This window comes from Tateyamaria sp. GN1-10 (assembly GCF_055693845.1).
Map to the genome: position 1 here is coordinate 1,056,586 of NZ_JBVFUR010000004.1, position 18,531 is coordinate 1,075,116.

Here is an 18,531-nt window from a genome sequence, read left to right on the forward strand (position 1 = left end):
GTTCTCCATGATGATCCGATGGCAGCAGCTTAGGTCAGCGATGATTAATTCGGATATCGTGCAGATGCTGTAAAATCAGCATTGGACGTGCAGTATTAAAACTACAGCATTTGCAGGATTGCTTGTTGAACGCGTTCTTACCAAACTCAGCACAAGTTGTTCTTTTCGGAGTATTTTAGGTGTCTGGACAATTAGGTCTCAGCCAAAGGGAATTGCAAATCGCGCAGTCTTATGCGGATGGAAAGACCTATCAGACCATTGCCGGCACACTTTGCATAGCACCATCTACTGTGCGGACGCATCTGGCGACTATCTACCGCAAGCTTGAAGTCTCCTCGAAACTGGAGCTGGCAAGACACCTGCGTGGCGAGGCCCCGCAGCCACGCAACCCGTCCGAAATGGCCGCCGTGGTTTCAGAGCTGGCTTTGAGCCTGGAAGAGGCAATCAGCCGTGAAAAAGCCCTGAGTGAAGTGCTTCGGATCATAAGCGCCTCCCAAGGTGATCCCGAGGCGGTGATGCCATTGATACTGACTTACGCACTTGAACTTTGTGATGCGGAATTTGGTATCTTGTTTGAGTATCAGCAGGATGGCGGGTTTCTAGCAAACCACACTGTCGGAATCCCAAAACCGTTTAGGACTTGGCTAAACGATCAAGGTGTCTTTGCGGCCAGCCCCCAGACCGGACTTGGCCGGATGGACGAGATGCGCGCGGTGATTAACATCATAGATGTTAAATCTGAGGCAGTTTACCAAACGGACGATCCTTTGCGCCATGCCACAGCAGATCTTGGTGGGGCGCGGTCCTTTGTTGCCATCCCTATGCTTGCTGGTGACAGTTTGGTTGGCGCATTCACGATCTATCGCCAGACCGTCCGACCTTTTTCCGAAGACACCACTCGGCTAGCACAGATGTTTGCGGACCAAAGTGTGATCGCATTGGAGAACGCGCGCATGATCCGTGCCATACAGGCGGCGCATTCGTGACCGAGAAACGTGGAAATACAAGTGTCCTGAGCGACCGCGAACATCAAATTGCGGCGGACTATGCAAAGGGCGAAAGCTACCAGCAGATCGCAGATCGACTGTGTCTCGCACCATCAACAGTGCGCACGCATCTGGCCACGGTCTATCGCAAACTTGGTGTATCCTCGAAGTTGGAGCTGCGCGACCGGTTGGCACCTGTGGCAACCACGCTCGCTGATTTGCCCATTGAACATCCCAACCGGCCTGAGAAACCGTCCATCGCCGTTCTGGCTTTTGAGAACATGTCCGGTGACCAGGAGCAGGAATACTTTTCAGACGGGATCAGTGACGACATCATCACGGCCCTGTCGCGTTCCCCTTGGCTTTTCATAATCGCGCGCAACACCACATTTACTTACAAAGGTACATCCGTCGATGTCCGCCGCGTTGCTGAAGAGCTTGGCGTTCGGTTTGTCTTGGAAGGCAGCGTTCGGCGGTCGGGCGAGCGGGTGCGTGTCACTGCGCAGTTGATCGATGGCATAACAGGCGGTCATGTCTGGTCCGAACGCTACGATGGGCAGCTTGAGGACGTCTTTGACCTGCAAGATGAGATCACCCGCAACGTTGTGGCATCTATCCAGACGACAGTGCATCTCAGTACTATTCAAGACCCAGTCGAGCGTGCATCACGGCCCGATCTGACCGTTTGGGAGCTGACTATGCGGTCTTGGCATCTGCTCTATGATTTTACGCCCGAAAGCTACGCCTACGCTAAGACCTTGCTGGAACGTGCTTTGGCGATTGATCCCGAGAGCGGCGAAGCGAACATGATCTTGTCACTGATCAACCACCACACCGCGATCATGGGGTTTGTCCCTGATGTCCAGCCAGCAATGGAAACGGCTTATGCATTGGCGCGACGGGCCACGCAGTTGGATGACCGCAATGAATACGCGCATTGGGCTTTGGGGATTTCGTGCTGGGGGCTGCTCAAATACGACGAGTCGCTTGCATCCCTGGAACGCGCCGTTGCTCTCAACCCAAACTGTTCACTGGCCTATGGCAGTCTTGGCACCTTGCTTGGTATCCTTGGACGCTCGGATGAGGCTATCGCCAATCAGGAAATCGCCATCCGTTCCAATCCGCTCGACCCAAGTATATTCTTTCGCTTTTCCGGTCTTGCGTTGGCACATTACATGGCTGGTTGCTTTGAGACTGCAGTCGAATGGGCAGAACGCGCTATCCACCGAATGCCACGGTGGTATTTCGCACACTTTGTTTTAGTCGCCAGCTATGAAGCACTCGACCGCCAAGAAGACGCGGCGAATGCAGTCAAATATTGTCAGGACATCCTTCCCGAAACCAGCATCAAAGATCTTGATCGGGTGCCTTTGAAAGACACCGGCAAACTGAATGAATTGCGAGCACGTTTGATCAAGGCAGGTTTTTCTAGACAACCGATAGTTCACTAAAGCATCCCATGGCGGAACCGCAGGGAATTGTCGCTTTGTCCAGGATATGTGAGTTCGGTCACCGATGAAGTTTGCGCCCGCAGCGAATGGCGGCAATGCGGGCTGCGACTGCAGCATCGAGGGAATGGGTCGGATGTCGGCTTTGGGCCCGCTTGTGCGGTCGATGCAGTCAGATGCCGTTCCCGATGAGAAAAGACACTTGTTGCTCTGGCTTCAAGGCGTTGAATTCCTTGGCCCGCAACAGCAGGCCCATGTCGTCATCAATCGCCAAATCAGTGAGCTTGCTCAAACGAGCAATAAGCTCGATGGTCAAATGTGGATCCTTGGATTCAACAGATTGAGCATACCCCGCGAGGTTCCATGCTGCGAGTTGCGCGCGCTCGCTTGGTTCAAAGTCATCCAATGCGTTACTGTCGTGTAAAAAGAGGCGTGCACCTTCTTCTGAAGTGATGCTGAAACCGAACTCATAGCGCTCAGCCACAAGGCCAGGGAATTGTCCTGACAAATGTGTGATAGCGAGTTCCGCTAGGTCTATTGGTGCTGCGAGAATGATCCAAACAGGTTTTAAGCTCACGGGTTTACCCCTCTTTTGCGCAACGCTTCAATTAGACTTTCGAGATCGCGCACAACTTCGTAACCTTCGCTACGCAGGTTGCGCTCAACTGTCCCCCGAAGATTTGGGCCATAAATGATTGGAGCTTCTCCGGTGAGTTCTTCGATCCGCCTCGCCTGTTCCAGTTTTCCGTTACCATTGCCAACGGTAACTTCAACAGGGATGCCGCTTACAAGTGTATCAATCTCTCCGAGGCGCTGTCCATTAGCTGCCAAGTATTCTCGATTTCTTTCGATATCAGCCTCTGGAAGTTCGTCGCGAATCCGATCAGCTGCACGCTCTTCTAAGGCCGTCGCTCTTTGATTATTTGGGTCGGCCATCGTGACGACATTCGGTCGGGCCTCTTCCGGGATCGGGGTTGAAATGACGTTGTCGGTTGGGTCACCAGGAATGGGGGAACCAGTGTTGTTCGGCAGGCCGAGCTCTTCGATGGGGTAGGTTTCAAGCCATTGCTCGATCCGCTCCGGGGTGAAACCGGGTAGTTCTCCCAGTCGGCTCTCATCCTCCGTCAGTTCGGGGAAAACCTCGACCCAGCCTTGTGCCAGTTCACCTTCCTGAAGCCGTAAATCTCCGCGTGCGAACGCCTCACCAGCGGCTTCGATGAAATCCTGTAAAACGCGCTGCTTTGCAGGGTTGCCGCCTGCGACTGTTTCCAGAACAGTGCCGTGGTTCAGCAACTCGTAAAGCGCCGCTGCTTCAGCCCCAATGCGTGCAAATTCAGAGTTCTTAGGCAGGACTGGATACCGGCCGCTACTTATTCCTTCCTGCACAAGGACGTAGGCTGTCGCCGCTAATCGACCTTCAAGAGTTGTCACATCGACCCCTAGTCGCTGACCCGCATTACCCACACGCCGATCTCGCATAGCGTCCGTCCAGTCTTGCAGCGTGTCAGATGCAAGGAGAGCCGCGCCAACGCCAGTCAGAGCGCGCAAGCCGCGTATCGCTTCGGCAGGGTCTAGAGCCGGAACACCGCCTGCCGTGGGTGCAAAGTCAGCAAGCACAACATTGCTCTGAACTCCCGGTACAACAGGTTCAGCATAGCACCGGCAATTGTGCTCCTCGCCTGGATGCCCGCCTTCTGGGGAGTTGTCCCATCGGAAAACCCGACCATCAAAGGCGGCGTGGCTGTCACGAACTTTGGCATCATCTTGCGAGCGCCAGATGTACTGTACAATCTCGAGGTCTTCCTGCAGGAGCTGGTTGATTAACCCGGCGAAAGCACGCAGCAGCCGTTCTTCCATGGCCGTTCGCAGTGGCCGCAGTCGCTGTTGGTGGTTTTGGTATTCGCTGAGAATGCTTTCCAGCCGCACGTCCCATGCGCTCAAAGCTTCTTCTTTGGCATCTGACACATCCCTCAGATCGGATGCGGATACAGTTGGGACTGTGTCAGGCGGTGTTAGCGCGTTCAGGAGCATCCGAGTGTTTTCGGAAATCACCTGATCGAGGCGTTCGCTGAATTCGGCCCTTAGAGCGGAATAGTTTGGGAACGTCGATTTGAGTGCCAATCCTAGACGACGACCAACGATACGGCCATCGCGCTGTGCAATAACATACTGGCCGTTGCCGCCATGCCTGAGGAAGTCGCCGAAACTGTGTTGCATGGAACCTCCGCGTACGTGCGGAACAGGTTCTATTCATTATTGGTAAAGGAAGCCCAAGACCACCGTTCGCCATGTTCTCATCAAGCGCAACGAGGAGGCAGACGTTTACGCGCAAGATGGTCAAAAACCCTATGACAATACCTATGCGTCAAAAACGGTCGTTTTTGACCGTGTGCGCTGCGCAGCCCCAGATCAATCCCTTAGCGATGACAAAAACCCCCGGCAAAAGCTTTGCGGTTTTGGCAGGTTTTTGCCCGGAGTAATGATGGATAGCCGCCACTTTTCAATGTCCGCTTCCGGGAACGCTGCGGCGCAGCACCGGATGGCACGTCCAAGGTCCGGAATGGGCCGTGCGTGCCAATGAGCGGAGGCTTGGAAGCCGTCATACTGCGATCGATCCAAAGCCGGCTTTGAGCCCAAAGTGATCGATGCTGCATGTGCAAACTGGTTGAAAAAATTCGCGTCTTCTGCCAAGAGGCTCCTATGGAATTGTCATTCGTTAGCCTCCAGTGGCCCTGCCACTCAGCTCTTCTTAGGGGGTGTCATCGTTGATCGCACAGCGATTGAACGAGCACCTCTTTTTTGACTGACACATGGAGATGGACAATGACCATTCCCAACGGGTTGCAGCACCTCGTTTTCGAAGCGCCAAATTTTGCCACCACAGAATTCTGTACTCAAATAATTCGTCGAGCCGACGAGATTGGCTTTGAAGCGGCAACGATCACGACCGAACACGGCACAAGCGTCACGCAGGAAATACGGAACAATGATCGCGTAGTTTTTGATGATCCGAACCTAGCGAAAGCACTGTGGATAAAGGCGCGTTCTTTCTTCTCGATCCCATTCAAACGGCACCGAGCGGTCGGCTTGAATGAGAGGTTTCGCGTGTATCGCTATGGCCCCGATCAGTTCTTCGATTGGCACCAAGACGGCGAGTTTTGTGCTTCATCAGGTCTCCGCAGCATGTTCACCATGATGATATACCTCAGTGAACGCTGCGAAGGTGGAGGAACATCCTTTGCGGATGTGTTCTCACCACATGTTTTCGATGATTTTACAATCGCACCGGAGACAGGGAAGGCGCTTTTCTTTAACCATCCGCTTTCTCATCGTGGTGACCCGATCATCAGCGGTGAGAAGCTTGTCCTACGCACTGACGTGATGTTTGAGGAAATAACCTAAGTCCGCTTCGTCCCGCTGACCCGTCTTAAGGGCTTCAAAACCAAGGTCTGCTTCGGGCTGCCAAGAGCCATCGGTGATCGCCGCAATTGATGTCCGTTGAGAGCCCAAGGTGACCGAATTCTGCAGGCCGCCTCAACGTCCGCTTTGCGCCTCTTAAATTTGAGTCCTTGCTGCTCTATGTTCGCTACAAACAAGGAAGTACCCAAGATGATGAACGGCAAGACAGTGGTTTGCATCGGTGGATCGGGCGGCATGGGTCGTGGCGTTGCACAAGCAGCTTTGGAACTTGGCGCTGACGTCGTCGTTACATCACGATCTAAAGCCAAAGCAGATGAAGCTGCAGAAGAGCTTGGCTGCAAAGGCGAGCCAATAGATATCTACGACGAAACCAGCGTCTCTGATTTCTTCTCGCGGGTCGGGCAGTTCACCCATTTGATGGTGACAGCAGGCGCGGTCGGGCGCTCAGGCTTCAGCGAAACGCCCCCAGGCGAAGCAGAGCGGTTTATGCAAGGCAAAGTCTGGGGGACTCATCGATGTATCTGGCATGCCAGGGATCAAATGGATCAAGACGGATCAGTAACGCTCATTACTGGCGGATATTCCCAGATCATTGATGACAAGGCTGGCCACGTCCACACTGCGTTCAAAGCCATGGAAGCGATGGCTCAAGTCGCCGCAACCTCTTTAGCACCGATTAGATGCAACGTCTTGCGACCGGGCTTCATTGACTCGAATCTATGGGCAGATTTGCCTGATGATGACCGTGAAGAACTTCGCAGGGCAGAAGCTGAGCGAACGACGATTGGACGTATCGTCGAGCCTATTGAATTTGGCCGCTTCGCCGTCGCCCTCATGCAGACTCCTATTGTCACGGGAGTCATTATTCCCGTGGACGGAGGCCGCCATCTTTCTATCGCACGATAGAAGCGACTGTCCTAAAGAGGACCTTGAACGTATAGGAGCCGGCATCCGCTTTGTCCGCGACTTGATCCTTGAGCGTGTCGTTTCCGTTGCAACTTGCATGAATGACCGATTTTCATGCCGCACAGCGGCGTATAGGTTTGCGCCGTGGCAGCGATTTCCGCGCTGCAAGCGCACGCAGCAAGAAAATCAAATTCATAGTTTGGGCTCACAGTCCCCTTTCGCCGCATCATCAAGAACAGCTGTTTTATAGGCAGAGGCGCTTCTGACGCCGCGTCGAGATCTTCCCTCTAGCCAGCGGGATTTGGACAAGCCAAACGCCCCTGGCCGTCATGGTGAGGGCGCCGCCCTCCCCCTCAGGCAATCCCATTAGACAAAACCGTGTCCTCGGCAACCCCAGGAAAAATCCGCCGCGATGTACAATAGTTAAAAAACCGAAACAGATACGGGCAGCACTAGCGATATGGTTTCGATGCTCGTCGCCTATCGACTGTTAGTCTTTGACAGCTGGGTGCATGAGGCACGCCGACGCAAACAACGCGCTGGATGCACGAATAACAGCGCAGACAGGAGCGCTGACCCTCCACCTGCATACATAGGCAAATCAACAGACGCCTGAGCCATCATCCCGCCTAAGAGCGCGGCTGCAATATTTGATATCCAGACCGCTTGCCGCAAGACGGTCAGCGGTGCGGCCGAGATCGTTGACTTGATCATGACTGGCGGATTGGATTTCGTTGGCTACCGACCTGATCAGAACGGCTATCTCGCGCTGCGCGTGGATCCGGACGAGGTTGCTGAGCGGATGAGGCTGACCGCGCCAAAGGGATATATGAAGCATGAGCTCAGAGAGCTTCTCGGCGTAAATGACCCAACAATCAGGTACTTGAATGAAACTGGCCTCCTTCCTGTCGTGAAGTCTCGACACCCGATTTCCCGTAAATCCATCTCTATTGTGACTTATCAGTCGATGGCGGTGTTCCTTGAAAACTATGTGCCAGCCAAGTTGATGGCGGAGGTTTGGAACATTCACGTTCGATCTATTGGGAATGGACTAATCAAGCGTGACGGAAAGGTACTGCCGTTGCCAAAGGGATGTCGCGGTAGAATTTTTCACCGCAATGGCATACAATATATAGTTGATCGACAAGTGCCTGGTGCAAAATGTGCCGCCTCGATCTTTAGCAACTGGCATAACCTGGAAAGGACAGGTCATGGATATTTCTGACCCTAGAAAGATGATCAACCCTGCCACCGGTGGCATGGCATTAGCAACAATTTCACTCTTCATGGCGGGGACAGCCGTGGAAACTGCGACAGTCGCCACACCATTGGCGGCCTTGGGAATGATAGTGGCGCTTTACGAAAGCTTGGATCGCAAAGAATTCGTCAATTTCTTGCTGCTGCCGGTATATGTAATTGTCATAGCGGCACTGCCCGTAGGCGCAGCGGTCGGTCTCGCACAACTTTTGGGTTATTCGTTAGAAGGTGGGATGAAATCGCTCGAAACACTCACGGTTTCGATGGCTGAACTCACCTGGGTATTGGCAATTTTCGTCTTTGGTTTTGGAGCGCTTCTGGAACACTTTTTGCTTCGCAATGATGGTCAAACCAGCAGATGGTGGCACAAAATCCCAGTGAATCTTGCGCTATACATGATGGTTATCGCGTTGCTGGCGATTGTGTTGATACAAACGACATATTGGCCGTAAGTCAGTCTAGAGAACTTATATCTCCGGCACGCCCGTTTCGATTAACGGCTTCTTAGAAGTCTTGGTTGGCAACCTGTCGAGTCCTTTGGCCTCCAACCTTGATGCACCCCATGTTGAGCGGATCCTCAATTGAAACTACTTGTACTCTCCGATCTGCATGCTGACTTCTGGTCTGACAGCGGGCGCGACCCCTTCAAAGGCGTGGAACAACACTTGGGGGAGTTGGATCACCTGATCCTGGCAGGTGACATCTCAAACAAACCCAAGGTTCGGTGGAAATTTGCATTCGAGCAACTTTCAAAACATCTGCCGCTGGATCGGGTATCTTTGTTTCCCGGCAACCACGACTTTTATGATTTTCGGCTCGATGGTGAAGATCGGTTGCGAGAAATCGCGACATCATTTGGCATTCAATATGCTCAGAAGAAGCAGCTCAGTTTCGATGGCGTAAGGATCCTTTGTGCGACGCTTTGGACTGATCTCGAAATCGGCGCGGGAAGCGCACTAAATGCAAAGCATGTTGCTACCCAAATCAACGACTACAAGAAAATACGAGTTGCGGAGTGGGGATATTGAAAACTGCGGCCGTCTGATGTGTTGGCTAGACATCGTGACCATAGACGATGGCTGGAAAGCACATTGAGTTCGCCGTTTGATGGCCGCACGTTTGTTGCAACCCACCACGCTCCGCATCCTGGCGTTCTGGGTGACTATGCAGATGACGTCAGCTCTGCCTACGCGAGCGACTTGAGTGGTTTGATTGAACGATATCAACCAGAGCGTTGGTTCTTTGGTCATTGCCACGGCACTCGAGGCGGGATGGTCGGCGAAACGCAACTTGTGAACGTTTCGTTGGGATACCCTGAAGAGGTCAGTGACCCAGCTGGTAGGATTCAGGACCTCATCCTTGATTTCTAGGAGCCTCGTCATCTCCCGTTCCGTAGTCTCTCGTCATCTCCAAGATACTATTTCGCAGGCTTTCTCTCGCATACTGCACAGTAAGAAGTGCCTGATCGATTTTGTAATCATCACCAGTTTCAAATGCTTCCTTGAGCAGCTGACGCTGAGCGGCTCCATTCTTAGCAAATGCGTAGTCTTCTTCGACGCTGTTGATCAGTCTTCTCCTGAATTTTGCTGGGTTTGGCTGTAAGGCAGGCTATCAGCCCGACCTGTCAAAAGGACATCTTTTCTGACAATGAGTGCTAATTTAGCATGTCGCCATGATTTTCGATCCATTGAAATCAAGGGCTTACGTTCATGAGAAAGGCCATGTCACTTGGTTCGCATCATTGGGCATGTTCCCACGGTTTTGCCATTTTGACCCTGGGGACCGCCAGTCTGGTCGCACAAATCAGCCCTTGACCATTGTCGCTTGGACCCGAGAGTTGGACACTCAACGAATGACGCATTGGTACAAGGCCGATGCCTCTTAGGGTGCCTGTCTTATCGTCTCGGGCAGCCACATCGCGATGTCTGGGAACCAGATCAGGACAAAGCACATCAGGACCATGATCATGAACATCGGGAATGCGGCGCGCGTGATGTAGCCCATTTCGTGTTCAGTCATCCCTTGCAAGACAAAGAGATTAAAACCGATGGGGGGTGTGATCTGCGCCATCTCGACCACCACGACGACAAAGATACCGAACCAGATCAGGTCAATCCCAGCCTCGCGCACCATGGGTTCGACCACGGCCATGGTCAGCACCACCGACGAGATGCCGTCGAGGAACATGCCCAGCACGATATAAAATACCATCAGGATCATCAGCAGCTCAAAACGTGACAGCTCCATGGTGGCGATCCCGTCGGCGAGTGCGCGGGGCAATCCGGTGAACCCCATGGCGAGTTTCAGGAAGGCCGCCCCGGCAAGGATCAGGGCAATCATTGCAGACGTTCGGGTGGCACCCATCAGGCTTTCGGTGAACGTGTTCCAGTTCAGTGACCCTTGGCTCGCTGCCAGAACTAGCGCTCCGATCACGCCGATGGCTGCTGCTTCGGTTGCGGTGGCGTAACCTGCATACATCGACCCGATGACAACAAAGATCAGGCACAGAACAGGGATCAGGAAGCGGGAATTGCGCAGCTTGTCCCTGAACGACATACCGGTTTCCTGTTTTGGGTTCCAAGCGCCGGATGTGTAGGAGTAGATTGCCACATAGCCCATGAACATCAGGGCTAGGCACAGGCCCGGAAACACGCCTGCAAAGAACAGCTGTGTGATCGATTCATTCACGGTAACGCCATAGACGATCAAGGCTAGCGAGGGGGGTATCATCAGCCCGAGTGTGGCCGCGCCTGCAAGCGTGCCGATCACGATACGCTCCGGGTAGTCGCGCGCGCGCAGCTCGGGGATCGACATTTTGCCAACCGTGGTCAGCGTTGCCGCAGACGATCCGGAGACAGCGGCAAAGACCGTACAGCCGACGATATTGGTGTGCACCAGCCCACCCGGCAGCCGCGCTAGCCAAGGGGACAGCCCGCGAAACATGTCTTCGGACAATCGCGTCCGGAAAAGGATTTCGCCCATCCAGATAAAGAGTGGCAGTGCCGTCAGCGTCCAACTCGACGATGAAGCCCAGATCGTCGTGATCATCGTGTCGCCGACGGGGCGGGTGGTGAACAGTTCCATCCCCACCCATGCGACGCCCATCAGGGCAAGCCCGACCCAGACGCCGCTGCCCAACAACAGGAACAGGACAAACAGAAACAGCGTGATGGCATAGATTTCTTGCATGATCCTACTCCGCGAAGCTTTGATCGACGAGGTTGCGCTTGATCCGGTGATCGCCTCGGAACAGCACGTGGATCAGGTGATCTGTCAGGGAAAGCGCCAGAATGGCACCGCCGATCACCATGACGGATTGTGGGATCCACATTGGTGTCGCATCCTGGGCTTGACTGACTTCCTTGAACTTCCACGACCAGTAGGTGAACCAGTAGGCGTAGTAGGTGAAGTACCACATGACCGCTGCGGCAATCCCGAAGCACCAGATTTCAAGGAAGCGTCTAAAACGGGTGGGAACCGCATTCAGCACCAACGACACCCGAATATGGGCCCCGCGGTTAAGCGCATTAGCAAAGGCAAAGAAGCTGGCGGCGGCCATGGCGTAGCCAGCATAGTTCGCGGCACCAGGGAATATCTCTCCGGTCCAGCGGGCCACCATCTGCGCCACGATCAAAAGCAGTATCGCGATCAGGCAGAGGGCGGCGAGCACGCCTGCGGCAAGATAAATGAAATCAAGGACGCGGCGCAGACCGCGCAGAAGTCCGGTCATGGGTCTGTCCCCCGCGAAAAAGAAAAGCGGGTCGATCTTTCAAAAATCGACCCGCCTGTTGTCGTTTAGTTGGCGTTGTAGGCGTCGACGATGGACTTGCCTGTCTCGCCAGCGGCTTCGAGCCATTCAGCCGTCATTGTAGCGCCGATGTCCTTGAGCTCTGACATGAGCGCATCGCCAGCTGGGCCAACACTCATACCGCCCTCGGCCAAGCCCGCCAGGGTGAAGCCCGTGTATTCCTTGGCGCGCCACGTGCCTGCATATTCGGCCATGCCTGCACAGGCGTTGATGACGTTCTTGTTCGCCTCATCCACGCCGGACCAGACGTCGGAGTTGATCAGCATGTAGTTGCGTGGCAGCCAGGCATCCACGGCATAGAAGTGGCTTAGGCTTTCCCAGACTTTCCGGTCGTAGCCAGTAGCGCCCGAGGACACCATGGATTCAGCCACGCCGGTCGCAAAGGCCTGACTGATCTCGGCGGCTTCGATCTGCACTGGCAACATGCCCGTCAGTTCAGCAAGACGTGCGGTGGCGTTGTTGTAGGAGCGGAACTTGATCCCCTCCATGTCTGCAACGGCGTTCACCTCCTTGTTGAAGTAGAGGCCCTGTGGCGGCCACGGCACCGAATAGAGCAGTGTCAGGTTCTGCTCTGCCAGCAATTCTTCGAGATGTGGTTTGGCCGCGCCGTAGAGCTTGTCGTGCTCATCGAAGGACGAGACGAGGAATGGAACGGAGTCCCAGCCAAAGATCGCACTTTCGTTCTGGTGGCCGGACAGCAGGCGCTCACCAATCGGCACCTGTCCCGTCTGGACCGCGCGCTTAATGTCTGCGCCCGCAAACAGTGAGCCTGAGGGGTGTGTTGTAATCTCGATCGCGCCGCCGGTGCCGGTCGTCACACATTCCGCAAACTCAGCGCCGGTGACCGAGTGAAAGTTGGACCCTGAATATGCCATCGGCAGGTCCCATTTTTCTTGTGCAGCGACAGGCAGTGCAAGCATCGTCGTCGCAGCCAGCGTGGCGCATGTTTTGGTGAATTTTGTCATTGTAGTCTCCCTGGTGGTCATTTCTTTTTGGCGCGGCCTTAGGAAAAACGCATTGGATTAAATGCACTTATGTCAGTATTTACGGGCTGTTCCGCGACAAGACCTGCGGTGATCCTTCCCGTTTTCGGCCCACCGGTCAATCCAATATGATGGTGTCCGAACGCTGTGAATACGCCTGTCTCGCCCACCTGCCCAATTAGTGGGAGGCTGTCGGATGGGGCAGGGCGATGGCCAAGCCATTCGACCTCTTCGCTGTAGGTCAGGTTGGGAAAGCTGGCTTTGGCGTGCCTGCGCAAAAAGTCCAGAGGCGGCTTTGAAGGCCCGGCAGACAGCCCGCCGAATTCGACGATGCCCGCGCATCTCAAGCCTGCGGCCATCGGGGTGGCGACGAATTTTCCGCTGGCGACCATCACCGGGTGCGAGGGTCCGCCCTCTGCATCCGTGAAGACGATATGATAGCCGCGTTCTGCTTCGATCGGGATCGACAGGCCCAGTTTCTGCATCAGGGGTTTGGACCAAACACCGGTCGCAAGGATGGCTTGATCGCAAGCATGCGGCCCCTGATCTGTCTGCACTGCCGAGATCTTGCCGTCGGTGAGGTCGAAATCTTTGATCTCGGCCTGCAAGATCGTGCCGCCAAGTCTTTCGAATTCGACTGCCAACGCTTTGACGTAGCGACCCGGGTCGCGGACATATCCGTGGTCCTGCATCGTTGCCAGCAGTCCTATGTCGGGCGACAGGTTGGGTTCATATGCGCGTGCGGCCTCACCTTCCCGGATGATCGGTTCAAACCCCGCATCTCGGCGCAGACCCCAAGTATAGGCGTCGGCTTCGAATGCGGCGCGGTTTGCATAGGCAAAAGAATAGTCGCTGTCGCTTACCCAGCTTGCTGCATCGGTGTCGGCCGCAAGTGCTTTGTGCTGGTCGACACTGTCCGCGACGATGGTGGTCAACCCATCCGCAATGCGGCGTGTGTCACTGTCATTGGCGTTAGATAGATACCTGAGCAACCAAGGCAGCAGTTTCGGAAAGTAGCCCCAGCGCATGAACAGGGGAAAGTCCGGGTTCACAAGCATTCGGGGTGCTTTACGCGTCAGCCCCGGAGCGGTCACGGGCGCAATCGAACAGGCGGCAAGGACGCCGGCATTTCCGTGCGAGGTCCCTTCGCCCGGGGGTAGCCGGTCGATTATCGTGACCTCAGCATCGCTGATGCGGCGCAGCCAAATCCCAGTTGAGACGCCGACAATCCCGGCCCCGGCTATGATCACGCGCTTTGGCATTGTCCTGCTGCTCGACCTCTGAAAACAGTTGTAGAATTGTATACAGATCAATGCACAGCCTTGTGCGCAATGCAAGGGTTGCGCTAGGCTGCCTCTGACACATTGGGATACGAAGAGATGAACCATGCCACGTCTGAGATGAACGACACGGTTAGCGCGATTTACGTGAAATTGCGTGAAATGGCGGCATCTTTTGCCTTCAAGCCGGGCGAAAGGATTAATGAATCATCGTTATCGCGAGATTTGGGCGCCAGCCGCACGCCGTTGCGCGAAGCGTTGAATCGTCTGGTTGCAGAAGGGTTTGTTGAGCTTCGCGCGGGGCGCGGTTTCTTTTGCCGGACGCTGTCTGACAAGCGGATCATTCATTTGTATCAGGCACGGATGGCGATTGAGTGCGAGGCGGTGCGTCAAGCAGCAATGCACGCCAAACCCGCTGAACTAGAGGCGATCGATGCATCGCTGGACCTCTCGGCTGATGAATATTCAAACTGCACAAACCCAATCCGGTTGATGGAGCTGGATGAAGCATTTCATCTGCAACTGGCGGGTCTGTCGGGCAACCCCGAGCTGTTGCGAATGCTCGAAACGATCTATGACAAGATCCGCATTGTTCGCACGGCTGATTTGCGACGTCTGCAAGCTGCCGGACGCACGACAACGGAACGGCATCGTGCGGTTCTGGACATCGTCCGCACCGGGGATGGTGCTGCGGCCTCTGCTGCCATGCGCGATCATATCGAACACCGCGCGAAACATGCGTCCGAGGCCGTGCGCCTTGCCTTTGCTGATCTCTATGCCCCTCAGGAAGAACTGACATGACGACATATGGTGGCAAAACAGTCTTTGGGGCGACAGTGGGCATCCTGATGCTGAACACCCGGTTTCCCCGCATTCCCGGAGATATTGGCAACGCAGCCACATGGCCGTTCCCCGTCCAGTTCAAGGTTGTCTCTGCAGCCACGCCCGGCAACGTGGTGCGCGGCGATGCGACACCGCTGCTGGATGCGTTTATCGGGGCGGGCCGCGAGTTGGTTGATCTTGGATGCGACGGGATCGCGACAAATTGCGGGTTTCTCGTTCCGTTTCAACACGACATGTCGCGCGCCCTCGGCGTGCCGGTCGCATCCTCATCGCTGTTGCAAGCGCCCCTCATTCGACAGTCGTTGCCTGCCGATCAGTCGCTGGGTATCCTCACCATTTCGTCCGAGACACTGACACCCGTGCATCTGGAGGCAGCTGGTATTACCCCAGATACGCCAGTTGTAGGTACTGGGGCTGGATCACACTTCACCACGCGCATCCTTGATGATGCACTAGAGATCGACTTTGACAAGGCGCGGGCGGATAACATCGCGGCAGCGATGCAACTGGTATCGGATCATCCTGAGGTCGGTGCCATTCTGCTCGAGTGCACCAATATGGTGCCCTATGCCGCCGACATCCGGCGTGCCACGGGGCGCCCGGTCTTTTCAATCTACACCTATCTGACTTGGTTTCAAGCCGGGCTGCTGCCGCGACGCTTTCCCGCAGATCTGGACGACATCCGTCTCAGTGAGGCCGTTCCAAAGTGAGCGACCACCGTATCACTGAGATGAGCGTTCATTGCGTTTCCATTCCAGCCAGAGCGGTGCATTCGCACGGATCGGGCGATGTGGGCGGGATCAATGTGGTTCTCTGCGAGCTTGTGACTGATACTGGCCTGACCGGCTGGGGTGAGGCATCGCCATGGCCGGTCTTCACCGGAACGGTCGAGGGCAATGCCGCTGCGCTACATGTGAATCTTCGCCCTCATGTCATCGGACGTGACCCCGTGTTGGTCGAACCGATCATGAATGATGCTGAACGCGCCCTCGTTGGTCATAGCGAGGCCAAGGCGGCGCTGGAATGTGCGCTGTTGGATGTCACCGGGCAAGTTGCGGGCTTGCCCGTGGCCGAGTTGGTGGGCGGGCGGCACCGCGACAGTATTCCGCTCAGCTTTTCGGTTGCGAACCCCGATTTCGGCGCCGATCAGGAGGATGTTGCCCACATCTGGGACAGCGGTGTGCGGATATTCAAGCTGAAGACCGGTTTTGCCGATCACGCCTTTGATCTGATGCGCCTTGAAAAGCTGCGTGCGCGCTATGGCGACGATATCCGCTTGCGTGTCGATTACAATCAGGGCCTGCCGGCCTATGACGCGATCCGGCACATTCGCGACCTCGAAACGTTTCGCCCCGATTTCGTAGAACAACCCGTCAAACGACACGAGCGCGAAGTGTTGGCCGAGATCACCCGCGCCGTCGATGTGCCGATCATGGCTGATGAAAGTGTATTTGATGTGCGCGATGCAACGCGAGGTGCGGCGGCCCGCATTGCCGACATCTTCTCGCTTAAAACCGCCAAATCCGGCGGCATCCGCCGATGTGTCGAGATCGCGGCAATTGCACGTGCGGCCGGGATCGAGGTCTATGGCGGTTGCATGTTCGAGACGTCCATTGCCCACATGGCAGGTGCACATCTGATGGCCGCGGTTCCCGATCTGACGTTTGGCTGTGAATTCTACATGTCCACCTTCTATGCAGAGGTGGATCTGGCCGAAACGCCATTCCCGGTGCGCGACGGGCATGTGTACGTGCCGACGACTCCGGGCCTTGGAACCGCGCCTGATCCGGATGCGCTCGCACGCTACCGGACACAGCTGCTGACATAGGAAGGTTGCTGATGCCAAACATACCAGCCCCTCAACGTATGAATGGCGCGCAGGCGCTCTTGCGAATGCTGGAATTGCATGATGTCACCCACGTCTTTGGATTGCCGGGTGAAACAACAATCGGGTGGTACAAGGAATGGCGCAAACATTCGGACATCGAATTTGTCCTGACCCGCGACGAACGCACGGCCTCCTACGCAGCCGAAGCATATGCCAAAATCACCGGGAAACCCTGCGTGCTAGAAGCCCCAAGCCCAGGCGTCACGCACTGTACACCGGGGATCACGGAGGCCTTCCTTAGCTCGGTGCCCATCATCTTTTTTAGCTCCGACATTCCGATCAATCAGGACAAAAAACATGGGCTGACGGGCGTAGACCAGACCGCCCTTTACGACAGCATCTGCAAGGAATCCTTCGTTGTCACGAAAGTCAGTGAAATCCCTTTCCTTGTTCGGCGTGCCTTTCGCGTTGCAACCTCGGGCAGACCGGCGCCCGTCCACATCCGCGTGCCGATCAACATTTTTGGCGAAGAGGCAGAGGTTACTGATCTCTATGCCGAAGGTGACTACAGCACCTATCCTGCGCATCGTCCGGTCGCCAACCATGGCAAGATCCGGGCGGCGATCGAAATGCTACTGGCCGCCGAAAAACCCGCAATTGTCTGCGGGCAGGGCGCGCTGATCTCCAAAGCATCAGAGGTTATTGTTGAACTGGCTGAACTGCTGCAAATACCGGTCGGGACGACCACGCCGGGCAAGGGCACGATCCGAGAGGATCATCCGTTGGCTTTGCGGGTCATCGGTGGGCGCGGTGGGATGGAGTATTCCAATCAATATGTCTACGATGCCGATACGATCTTTTTCATCGGGTCGAACACGGACAGTGCAGCTACGGATCACTGGAAGCTGTATGGCGACCCGTACAGCAAAACCTTTCTGCACCTTGATATCGCAGAAGCGCATATCGGCAACAACTTCCCGGTCGAAGTTGGCATGGTAGGCGATGCGCGGGCAAGCCTTGAATACATGGTCGAGATCATCAAGACGGAGCACTCAAATTTTGACCGTCCCCGCGTTAATGTGACCGCGACGAAAAAGACGGCGCTCGACAAGGTGTTCAACTCGAACATCCCGATGCCCGAAGGGACGATATCGCCCGTCAAACTGTCACAGGCGTTGGACAGGCTTATGCCCGACAACGCAGTCGTCACCTCCGAACCGGGGGTCAGCGCGATCTACCCTTCGGCGCTGTTGACGTTTCGCAGGGCGGGGCGGCGCTATATCACCAACTATTCCATGGGCGCGCTTGGCTATTCCGTTCCAGCGGCTCTGGGGGCGTCCTATGCCTGTGACGGCCCGGTGATTTCGTTCACCGGGGATGGATCGCTTGGTTTTGTGATGGGGGACATGGAAACGATCAAACGATCCGGAAAGAATGTGACCATCGTCCTGAATCGAAATGATAGCTTCGGTTGGATCCGGGGAGAAGCCGTGTTGCTGGATGATGTGGATGCGCCGTGGTCGACGGATTTCGGCACAGTGGATTACCTGAAAATCGCCGAAGGGTTTGGGTTCGCCACGTCGCGGATCACGTCAGAGGCGGATATCGAATCCACACTGGCAACCGCCATCGCGCATGACGGCGCCAGTTTCATTGAAATCATGGTGCCCACCCAAGACAAGATCGTGCCCTTCGTCCCAAACTGGGTGCGTGCTGCCCGGGCCAAAAACCTTCCGCATTTTTATTAAATGCTCGGTAAGCAAGGAGTTACG

Annotated in this window: 18 protein-coding genes; 12 read left to right on the plus strand and 6 right to left on the minus strand. The window is 55.4% G+C overall.

Annotation, left to right across the window (positions count from 1 at the left end):
- Nucleotides 1–179 precede the first annotated feature (179 nt).
- Both ACZ1HN_RS06950 and ACZ1HN_RS06955 read left to right on the plus strand, forming a co-directional pair.
- Nucleotides 180–986, plus strand: coding sequence for a LuxR C-terminal-related transcriptional regulator (locus tag ACZ1HN_RS06950; RefSeq protein WP_472726967.1), 807 nt, complete (start codon nucleotides 180–182; stop codon nucleotides 984–986).
- On the plus strand, nucleotides 983–2,437 hold the full coding sequence (locus tag ACZ1HN_RS06955; protein WP_472726968.1) for a LuxR C-terminal-related transcriptional regulator: 1,455 nt from the start codon (nucleotides 983–985) through the stop codon (nucleotides 2,435–2,437). Before ACZ1HN_RS06950 ends, ACZ1HN_RS06955 begins: the two co-directional genes overlap by 4 nt.
- A 169-nt stretch (nucleotides 2,438–2,606) precedes the next feature.
- On the opposite strand, the gene ACZ1HN_RS06960 is transcribed toward ACZ1HN_RS06955, so the two are convergent.
- Both ACZ1HN_RS06960 and ACZ1HN_RS06965 read right to left on the minus strand, forming a co-directional pair.
- A complete protein-coding gene (locus ACZ1HN_RS06960; RefSeq protein WP_472726969.1) occupies nucleotides 2,607–3,011 on the minus strand; it encodes a hypothetical protein in 405 nt (134 codons plus the stop codon).
- A complete protein-coding gene (locus ACZ1HN_RS06965) occupies nucleotides 3,008–4,651 on the minus strand; it encodes a phage minor head protein (RefSeq protein ID WP_472726970.1) in 1,644 nt (547 codons plus the stop codon). Before ACZ1HN_RS06965 ends, ACZ1HN_RS06960 begins: the two co-directional genes overlap by 4 nt.
- Nucleotides 4,652–5,257: 606 nt before the next feature.
- Here ACZ1HN_RS06965 and ACZ1HN_RS06970 point away from each other — a divergent pair.
- The 6 genes from ACZ1HN_RS06970 (at nucleotide 5,258) to ACZ1HN_RS06995 (ending at nucleotide 9,387) form a co-directional block, all read left to right on the plus strand.
- Nucleotides 5,258–5,836: a 2OG-Fe(II) oxygenase gene (locus ACZ1HN_RS06970; RefSeq protein ID WP_472726971.1), complete on the plus strand. Its 579-nt coding sequence runs from the start codon at nucleotides 5,258–5,260 to the stop codon at nucleotides 5,834–5,836.
- Nucleotides 5,837–6,043: 207 nt separating this feature from the next.
- Nucleotides 6,044–6,760 carry an SDR family oxidoreductase gene (locus ACZ1HN_RS06975; protein WP_472726972.1) on the plus strand — a complete coding sequence of 239 codons (717 nt, stop codon included), beginning with the start codon at nucleotides 6,044–6,046 and terminating at the stop codon, nucleotides 6,758–6,760.
- Between the two features lie 712 nt (nucleotides 6,761–7,472).
- Nucleotides 7,473–7,985: a hypothetical protein gene (locus tag ACZ1HN_RS06980; RefSeq protein ID WP_472726973.1), complete on the plus strand. Its 513-nt coding sequence runs from the start codon at nucleotides 7,473–7,475 to the stop codon at nucleotides 7,983–7,985.
- Complete coding sequence (locus ACZ1HN_RS06985; protein WP_472726974.1) at nucleotides 7,972–8,469, plus strand: hypothetical protein; 498 nt, start codon at nucleotides 7,972–7,974, stop codon at nucleotides 8,467–8,469. The genes ACZ1HN_RS06980 and ACZ1HN_RS06985 overlap by 14 nt, the downstream gene beginning before the upstream one ends.
- Nucleotides 8,470–8,598: 129 nt before the next feature.
- Entirely contained in the window at nucleotides 8,599–9,045 is a 447-nt protein-coding gene (locus ACZ1HN_RS06990; RefSeq protein WP_472726975.1) for a metallophosphoesterase, read from the plus strand.
- Nucleotides 9,046–9,108: 63 nt separating this feature from the next.
- Nucleotides 9,109–9,387 (plus strand): hypothetical protein, encoded by a 279-nt coding sequence (locus ACZ1HN_RS06995; protein WP_472726976.1) that lies wholly within the window; start codon nucleotides 9,109–9,111, stop codon nucleotides 9,385–9,387.
- A gap of 511 nt (nucleotides 9,388–9,898) precedes the next feature.
- Here the strand turns inward: ACZ1HN_RS06995 and ACZ1HN_RS07000 are convergent.
- The 4 genes from ACZ1HN_RS07000 to ACZ1HN_RS07015 all read right to left on the minus strand — a co-directional run bounded on the left by ACZ1HN_RS07000 (nucleotide 9,899) and on the right by ACZ1HN_RS07015 (nucleotide 14,070).
- Entirely contained in the window at nucleotides 9,899–11,206 is a 1,308-nt protein-coding gene (locus ACZ1HN_RS07000) for a TRAP transporter large permease (RefSeq protein WP_472726977.1), read from the minus strand.
- A gap of 4 nt (nucleotides 11,207–11,210) precedes the next feature.
- Nucleotides 11,211–11,747 carry a TRAP transporter small permease gene (locus ACZ1HN_RS07005; RefSeq protein WP_299205235.1) on the minus strand — a complete coding sequence of 179 codons (537 nt, stop codon included), beginning with the start codon at nucleotides 11,745–11,747 and terminating at the stop codon, nucleotides 11,211–11,213.
- 65 nt (nucleotides 11,748–11,812) lie between these two features.
- Complete coding sequence (locus ACZ1HN_RS07010) at nucleotides 11,813–12,790, minus strand: TRAP transporter substrate-binding protein (protein ID WP_472726978.1); 978 nt, start codon at nucleotides 12,788–12,790, stop codon at nucleotides 11,813–11,815.
- 38 nt (nucleotides 12,791–12,828) lie between these two features.
- The gene (locus tag ACZ1HN_RS07015; RefSeq protein WP_472726979.1) at nucleotides 12,829–14,070 is read right to left on the minus strand and encodes an NAD(P)/FAD-dependent oxidoreductase; all 1,242 of its coding nucleotides are present in this window, start codon (nucleotides 14,068–14,070) and stop codon (nucleotides 12,829–12,831) included.
- A gap of 138 nt (nucleotides 14,071–14,208) precedes the next feature.
- Between ACZ1HN_RS07015 and ACZ1HN_RS07020 the strand changes: the two genes are divergently transcribed.
- The 4 genes from ACZ1HN_RS07020 to ACZ1HN_RS07035 are packed head-to-tail and all read left to right on the plus strand — an operon-like array spanning nucleotide 14,209 to nucleotide 18,507.
- Complete coding sequence (locus ACZ1HN_RS07020; RefSeq protein WP_472726980.1) at nucleotides 14,209–14,889, plus strand: GntR family transcriptional regulator; 681 nt, start codon at nucleotides 14,209–14,211, stop codon at nucleotides 14,887–14,889.
- The gene (locus ACZ1HN_RS07025; protein WP_472726981.1) at nucleotides 14,886–15,641 is read left to right on the plus strand and encodes an aspartate/glutamate racemase family protein; all 756 of its coding nucleotides are present in this window, start codon (nucleotides 14,886–14,888) and stop codon (nucleotides 15,639–15,641) included. Before ACZ1HN_RS07020 ends, ACZ1HN_RS07025 begins: the two co-directional genes overlap by 4 nt.
- On the plus strand, nucleotides 15,638–16,759 hold the full coding sequence (locus ACZ1HN_RS07030) for an enolase C-terminal domain-like protein (RefSeq protein ID WP_472726982.1): 1,122 nt from the start codon (nucleotides 15,638–15,640) through the stop codon (nucleotides 16,757–16,759). Before ACZ1HN_RS07025 ends, ACZ1HN_RS07030 begins: the two co-directional genes overlap by 4 nt.
- Before the next feature lie 11 nt (nucleotides 16,760–16,770).
- Complete coding sequence (locus tag ACZ1HN_RS07035) at nucleotides 16,771–18,507, plus strand: thiamine pyrophosphate-binding protein (RefSeq protein WP_472726983.1); 1,737 nt, start codon at nucleotides 16,771–16,773, stop codon at nucleotides 18,505–18,507.
- Nucleotides 18,508–18,531: the final 24 nt, after the last annotated feature.

What these genes read in the sequence shown, in the direction of transcription:
- ACZ1HN_RS07020 (WP_472726980.1), top strand. Translation starts at nt 14,209, where the DNA reads ATGAACGACACGGTTAGCGCGATTTACGTGAAATTGCGTGAAATGGCG.
- ACZ1HN_RS07000 (WP_472726977.1), bottom strand. Translation starts at nt 11,206, where the DNA reads ATGCAAGAAATCTATGCCATCACGCTGTTTCTGTTTGTCCTGTTCCTG.
- ACZ1HN_RS06970 (WP_472726971.1), top strand. Translation starts at nt 5,258, where the DNA reads ATGACCATTCCCAACGGGTTGCAGCACCTCGTTTTCGAAGCGCCAAAT.
- ACZ1HN_RS07035 (WP_472726983.1), top strand. Translation starts at nt 16,771, where the DNA reads ATGCCAAACATACCAGCCCCTCAACGTATGAATGGCGCGCAGGCGCTC.
- ACZ1HN_RS06980 (WP_472726973.1), top strand. Translation starts at nt 7,473, where the DNA reads ATGACTGGCGGATTGGATTTCGTTGGCTACCGACCTGATCAGAACGGC.
- ACZ1HN_RS07010 (WP_472726978.1), bottom strand. Translation starts at nt 12,790, where the DNA reads ATGACAAAATTCACCAAAACATGCGCCACGCTGGCTGCGACGACGATG.
- ACZ1HN_RS06975 (WP_472726972.1), top strand. Translation starts at nt 6,044, where the DNA reads ATGATGAACGGCAAGACAGTGGTTTGCATCGGTGGATCGGGCGGCATG.
- ACZ1HN_RS06985 (WP_472726974.1), top strand. Translation starts at nt 7,972, where the DNA reads ATGGATATTTCTGACCCTAGAAAGATGATCAACCCTGCCACCGGTGGC.
- ACZ1HN_RS07005 (WP_299205235.1), bottom strand. Translation starts at nt 11,747, where the DNA reads ATGACCGGACTTCTGCGCGGTCTGCGCCGCGTCCTTGATTTCATTTAT.
- ACZ1HN_RS06965 (WP_472726970.1), bottom strand. Translation starts at nt 4,651, where the DNA reads ATGCAACACAGTTTCGGCGACTTCCTCAGGCATGGCGGCAACGGCCAG.
- ACZ1HN_RS07025 (WP_472726981.1), top strand. Translation starts at nt 14,886, where the DNA reads ATGACGACATATGGTGGCAAAACAGTCTTTGGGGCGACAGTGGGCATC.
- ACZ1HN_RS07015 (WP_472726979.1), bottom strand. Translation starts at nt 14,070, where the DNA reads ATGCCAAAGCGCGTGATCATAGCCGGGGCCGGGATTGTCGGCGTCTCA.